Source organism: Dehalococcoidia bacterium, assembly GCA_035310145.1.
GTDB lineage: Bacteria > Chloroflexota > Dehalococcoidia > CAUJGQ01 > CAUJGQ01 > CALFMN01.
Genome location: DATGEL010000056.1, coordinates 1 through 5922, shown reverse-complemented (window position 1 = coordinate 5922; position 5922 = coordinate 1). Strand labels below are relative to the sequence as shown.

Sequence of the window (5922 nt, the reverse complement as noted above, 5' to 3'; positions counted from 1 at the left end):
GTCGAGCCCGGTGCCACCTGCGCCGTGTTGAGCGCGGCGCCCACGCCGGTGGTGACGCCGCAGCCGATCAGGGCGGCGGCGTCCAGCGGCATCGCGTCATCGATCTTCACCACGGCGTTCTCGTGCAAAAGCATCTTCTCGGCGTAGCTGCTGAGATTGGCGAACTGCTGCACCGGGTTGCCGTTCCAGGTGTACTTGGGCGGGTCGTCGCGCTTGCGCATCACGGCCGTGCGCGTGCAGAGATGCTGCTTGCCGGCCAGGCAGAAATCGCACTGACCGCAGAAGACGGAGAGGCAGGCGATCACATGGTCGCCCGGCTTGACGTAGTCGACGAGTTCGCCGACTTCCTCCACAATGCCCGCAGCCTCATGGCCCAGGATCGCCGGCGTCTGCATCGTGTAGTAGCCATCGACGAAGTGCAGGTCGCTATGGCAGACGCCGCTCGCCGCGGTGCGCACGATGATCTCATGCGCCAGCGGCTTGTCGTACTGAATTTGCTCTATCGTCAGCGACTGCTGGGGGCCGTGGAACACCGCCGCCCGCATCGTGCGCTCTGGCATGACCCTCTTCCTCCTGCCTGTCTCGAAGTTTCCGCCCTACTTCTGCGCCGCTACTCTTGAAGGAACGACAGGACCGCTTCGGCGGTTTGCTCGGGCTGCTCGGTCTGCGGCAGATGCCCCGCGTCCTTGATCAGTTCGAGCCGGGCGCCCTTGATTTCCGCCTGGAAGTCCTTGCCGTACCGCGGCGGCACAAGCTTATCACTCTCGCCCCAGATGAGAAGCGTCGGCGCCGAGATGCGGTGCAGCCGCTTGCTGAGGCCGCGGTTGGGAATCGGCCAGAGGTACTTCGCCGCCGTGGCCAGCGACTTCGCCCGCTCGAGCATGAAGGCGATGAACGCCTCGTTCTCCTCCGGCGGCTTCGAGGCGACCTGCGCCGTGGGCGATTGCGGGTCGTGGTAGAGCGCTTCGCCCAGCTCGCGCGGCATCATCGCAAAGAAGTCGGCCACGGGATACGCGGCGTTCCACAAGCCGAACGAATCCAGCAGCACCAGCTTCGAGAAGCGCTCCGGCTGCACCGCCGCCAGCTCGGCCGCGAACATGCCGCCGAGCGAATGGCCCACGATCGGCAGGCCGCGCAGCCCCTCGGCGTCGAGAAAGTCGAGGTAGTAGTAGATCAGGTCGGGCAGATCGAGCAGGTGCTCGGAGCCGGTCGAGCCGCCGTAGCCGGGGTGGCGCGGCGCGATCACGCGGCGCTTTTCGCCGAGCTTGTCGAGAAAGCGATCGGCCTCCAGGCCGAAGGTGCCGTGCAGGAAGAGCAGCGGCTCGCCCTTGCCCTCCTCTAAAACATCGGTCTTGAAGCGGCCGCCCGCGACCGAGACGTTGCGTTCAGTCATTGTCCTTGTCTCCCATCTGCTGCTGTGTAGCCGCCGCGTTCGGCCCTCACCCCCGTCCCCCTCTCCCAATCCTGGGCGAGGGGCGATCCTTGGGTGCTTGATCGGAGCCCTGCCGGGTTAACCGTACCGACCACGGAACGCTCATGGCAGGATCGTCTCCTTCCCTCCAGGATTGGGGGAAGGAGACAGGAGAGGATGAGGGCCGATGGGCCGAGCGCGACCGTGATCGGTGCGTTAGTCGCCGGCGGGGGCGCCGGCCGGCTGGCGACCGCCGCTGCGCTGGCCGCCGTTGACCGCGGCGGGCTGCTGGAAGCGCAGCGGACCGGGCATCTGCGGCGCGGCGATCGGGTGGATCCACCACTTGTCTTCCCACTGGCCATCCCAGATGCCGCGCAGGTTCGGCAACACCTTCGTCGCGGTGGTCCTGATGTTATCCATCGCCAGCTCGTGCGGAATCGAGCCGAACTGGCTGAGGATCATCAAGTGGCCGATGTGCAGGTCTTTGATCACCTGCTCGAGCTGTTCGGTCACCTGCTTCGGCGTGCCGGCGACGATGTTGCCCGCCTCCAGCAACTGCTTCCACGACATCTTCGGCGGACGCTCGCCGAACTGGGTGGTTTGCGAGAGCAGGCCGGCCTTGATCGTGTCGATGGTGCGGTAGCCCGGCGCGTCGGCGAAGCCCGGATAGACGTGCAGCATCTTGTTGTAAAAGTATTCGCCGTGCGGGCCGAACTTGTCCGCGACCTCGCTCTCCGTTTCGCCCACGGCCACGAGCTGGAGGAAGCCGCCCTGGTAGGGGTTCTTCTCCACGCCCAGCTCGTCGGCCTTCTTCCAGAAGCCGTCCATCACCATCTTGCCGCGCTTGAAGCCGGCATACGACAGATAGGCGTAGAGGTAGCCCTTCTGCAGCGACCAGCCCCAGGTCTCGATCGAGCCGCCGCCGGGAATCCAGATCGGTGGGTGCGGCTTCTGCAGCGGCCGCGGCCAGAGGTTGACGTAGCGCAGCTGCGTGTACTTGCCGTCGAAGCTGAAGATCTCGGGGTTCGTCCAGGCCTTGAGAATCAGCTCTTCCGCTTCGTAGTACTTATCGCGGAAGGTCGCCGGGTTGGCGCCGTAGGCGAAGTTCACGTCCATGCTGGAGCCGACCGGGAAGCCGGCAACCAGCCGCCCGCCGCTGATGCAGTCGAGCATGGCGAACTCTTCCGCCACGCGGATTGGCGGATTGTACAGCGCGATCGAGTTGCCGAGCACGATGATCGCGGTGTCACGCGTGCGGCGGGCCAGCGTGGCGGCCATGATGTTGGGCGAGGGCATGAAGCCGTAGGCGTTCTGGTGATGCTCGTTCACGCAGACGCCGTCGAAGCCGGAGACCGCCGCCAGCTCCAGCTCGTCCAGCGTGTCGTTGTACATCTGGTGGACCTTGAGCGGGTCCATCAGGTGGCTGGGCACGTCCACCCAGACGCTGCGGTAACGCTCGTCGAAGTCCTGCGGTAGCTCGCGGTAGGGCATCAGGTGGAACATCTCGAGCTTCACGGTGGTCTGTCCTCTCTGCTTACGGCTGGCGACGCGGCCGGCGCCCGCAGCGTATCCGGGTTGCCGCCGGTGCATGGCGCCGCGGCGATCGGCGCGGCTCGTTACCCCAACTTTGAACATGAAGGGCTGTTCGTGTCAACGTGCGCCTGCGGATTGCGTACATCGCGGCGCGATTCGTTGCGGAATCGGCCACACATTGACGCGGGCGCACCGATTGCACAGAATGGCGAACAACGGAGGCCGCCGGCTGCCCCGGCTTTGCGGCCCTCGCGCGGTTTTAGGGAGGCGACGGTGACGACTACCGCTCCTACCAACGCTGCCCACACACCCCACTCCGATGAATTCATCGAGGTCGCCGGGCTGAAGCTGCACGTCCTGCGCGGCGGCAGCGGCAAGCCGGCGCTGGTCCTGCATCACGACCTGGGCAACAACGGCTGGACCGAGTTTTACCGGGCGCTGGCCGGCTCGAGCGCGGTGGTCGTGCCGGAGCATCCCGGCTACGGCCAATCCGAGCGGCCGCAGTGGATGCGCAGCGTGCGCGACATGGCCGCCGTGCACCAGTGGGCGATCCAGGCGCTCGGTCTGAAGGATGTTTCGCTTGTCGGGCTTGGCTTCGGCGGCTGGATCGCAGCCGAAATGGCCTCGCAGGCGCCGGCCGACTTCCGCCGGCTGGTGCTGGTCGGGGCGATGGGCATCCAGCCGCGCGAGGGCGAGATTCTCGACCAGGCGCTCTACAACCACATCGCCTACGTGCGCGCCGGTCTGCACGATCAATCGCTCTTCGAAACGCTGTTCGGCGCCGATCCGGAGACCGACCAGCTCGAAGCGTGGGAGATCCACCGCGACATGACCTTCCGCATCGCCTGGAAGCCGTACATGTTCAACCCGTCGCTGCCGCACCTGCTCGGCGGCGTGCAGGCGCCGGCGCTGCTCGTCTGGGGCGACGACGACCAGGTTGTGCCGCGCGAGTGCGCCGATCTGTACGCCGCTGCCCTGCCGAGGGCCCGCATCGAGATCGTGCCCGACTGCGGCCACCTGGTCGATCTGGAGCAACCGCAGGCGCTGGCGAAGCTGGTGAACGACTTCCTTGCCTGAGGCGAGTGCTGAAGCAGCGTGAGCCCGCCGCGCCGTTAGGCGCCACCGGGCGCAGCCCGAGCGGGGTGGGCGGAGGGGCGGCAGCCCCGTCCGCAAGACCGCCGGAGGCCTCGAAAGAGACATAGCGATGCACCTGATGTATTTCACCGAGCAGCCGATGTCCACGTATTCGGAGGACGCTGGACGCGAGTTCGGCGCCACGGCGTTAATGTTCTCCAACCGCCATTTCAACGCTGAAGATGGCAGCCGGCTCTACAACGAGCGCATCGAGGAGTACCAGTACGCCGAGGAGATGGGCGTCGACGGCATCATGCTGAACGAGCACCACAACGCGCCGTTCTGCATGCAGGCCAAGACCAACATCTTCTGCTCGATCCTCGCCGCCGTGACCAAGCGCGTGAAGATCGTGCCGCTCGGCAACCCGCTGCCGCTGGCCGAGAACCCGGTGCGGCTGGCGGAAGAGCTGGCGATGATCGACATGATCTCGAAGGGCCGGCTGGTATCGGGCTTCGTGCGCGGCGGCGGGCAGGAGCAGCTCGCCACCGGCGTCAACCCGGCGTACAATCGCGAGCGCTTCGAAGAGGCGCACGACCTGATCGTCAAGGCCTGGACGACGCCCGGCCCCTTCCGCTGGGAGGGCAACCACTATCACCACCGCGTCGTCAATCCCTGGGCCGTGCCGCTGCAACAGCCGCACCCGCGCATCTGGATTCCGGGCGTAATCAGCAAGGAGACGGTGATCTGGGCGGCGGAGCACCGCTACCCCTACGTCTGCCTGAACACGACGATCGAGGGTACGCAGAAGATCTGGGCGCTCTACGACGAGGCGGCGCGCCGCGTCGGCTACCAGTCCGGGCCGGAAAACCGCGGCTACCTGCTGCGTGTGCACGTAGCCGACTCGCATGAGAAGGCGGAGCGCAACGGCCGTGAGTTCCTCTGGATGTCCGGCGAGTTCACGGGCCTGGCGCACCCGGTCTGGAGCAACCCGGCCGGCTACGGCTCGCCCAACAACCGCCGCGCCTTCGTGGAAGTGGCCGCGGGGCGCAAGCTGAACCCGCGCGCCGCGCCCTACGAGGTGCAGCGCCAGAACCTCTCGATCATCGCCGGCACGCCGGACGAGGTGATCCGCGATCTGCGCACGATCATGGAGGCGACGCGGCCGGGCATTTTCGCCTTCTGGGGAAACGACGGCCACGTCAGCCACGAGGACTCGATGTCCTGCATCCGCCTGATCGGCCAGGAAGTGATGCCGGCCGTGCGCGAAATCGGCAAGGAGCTGGGCCTCAACAGCCCGTGGGAGGCCGCCGCGCCCGTCTCACTCGCCTACTCCCACGACCTGCAGCCGATGGCCGCCGCGGACTGACGCCTGGACTTCGCTGGTCGGTGCTGAACTCGTGGTTCGTTGCCTGCTCCATCACTTGTTCGTGATGGGAACGGTCATGCCTGCCTTCGCCGCGTTGGTTTCCGAGCCGTAGCAGCGCACGGCCTGTGTTTGCGCATAGCGAGCCGTCCACGGGCCGTACGCGAAGCCGTCAGCGGTCACTTTGATCGGATGATCTCCCGGGCATTCCCAGGGGTGCGTGGGCGGCACAGCAACGGCTGGCCGCGGCGTGGGAGCCGCGCCATACCGCCCCGCTCCAGTGCAGCCGAGGCCGAGAATTGTCATGGCAGCGAGTGCAGCGCGAGTGGCCATCGCACCCTCCGGGGCTGGACACCGGCCAGTCTCTATGGCTGACGATACTCCTTCAACCGATGCGTCAGGCGGGGTGTGCCCAGAAGTTGTGGAAGCACGGTGCAGGGATGAGACGGAGGCGAGGCGTGGCGATGCAGTAGGGTAACGAGGAAAACAGAGCGACCGACCGTAGTGAGGACGGTCGGTCGCGCAGGAAGGGGCCGATGAC

5 protein-coding genes are annotated in these 5922 nt (G+C 66.5%); 2 read left to right on the top strand and 3 right to left on the bottom strand.

Annotated elements, in window-relative coordinates:
* The 3 genes from VKV26_11665 to VKV26_11655 form a co-directional block, all read right to left on the bottom strand.
* A partial coding sequence (locus VKV26_11665) for an alcohol dehydrogenase catalytic domain-containing protein (protein HLZ70547.1) occupies nucleotides 1–560 on the bottom strand: 560 nt, incomplete at its 3' end.
* A gap of 50 nt (nucleotides 561–610) precedes the next feature.
* Nucleotides 611–1393 (bottom strand): alpha/beta hydrolase, encoded by a 783-nt coding sequence (locus tag VKV26_11660; GenBank protein ID HLZ70546.1) that lies wholly within the window; start codon nucleotides 1391–1393, stop codon nucleotides 611–613.
* Nucleotides 1394–1627: 234 nt separating this feature from the next.
* A complete protein-coding gene (locus VKV26_11655) occupies nucleotides 1628–2926 on the bottom strand; it encodes an LLM class flavin-dependent oxidoreductase (GenBank protein ID HLZ70545.1) in 1299 nt (432 codons plus the stop codon).
* A gap of 291 nt (nucleotides 2927–3217) precedes the next feature.
* On the opposite strand from VKV26_11655, the gene VKV26_11650 reads away from it, so the two are divergent.
* The gene (locus VKV26_11650) at nucleotides 3218–4021 is read left to right on the top strand and encodes an alpha/beta hydrolase (GenBank protein ID HLZ70544.1); all 804 of its coding nucleotides are present in this window, start codon (nucleotides 3218–3220) and stop codon (nucleotides 4019–4021) included.
* A 127-nt stretch (nucleotides 4022–4148) separates the two neighbouring features.
* Nucleotides 4149–5384, top strand: coding sequence for an LLM class flavin-dependent oxidoreductase (locus VKV26_11645; protein ID HLZ70543.1), 1236 nt, complete (start codon nucleotides 4149–4151; stop codon nucleotides 5382–5384).
* Nucleotides 5385–5922: the final 538 nt, after the last annotated feature.

What these genes read in the sequence shown, in the direction of transcription:
- VKV26_11645 (HLZ70543.1), top strand. Translation starts at nt 4,149, where the DNA reads ATGCACCTGATGTATTTCACCGAGCAGCCGATGTCCACGTATTCGGAG.
- VKV26_11660 (HLZ70546.1), bottom strand. Translation starts at nt 1,393, where the DNA reads ATGACTGAACGCAACGTCTCGGTCGCGGGCGGCCGCTTCAAGACCGAT.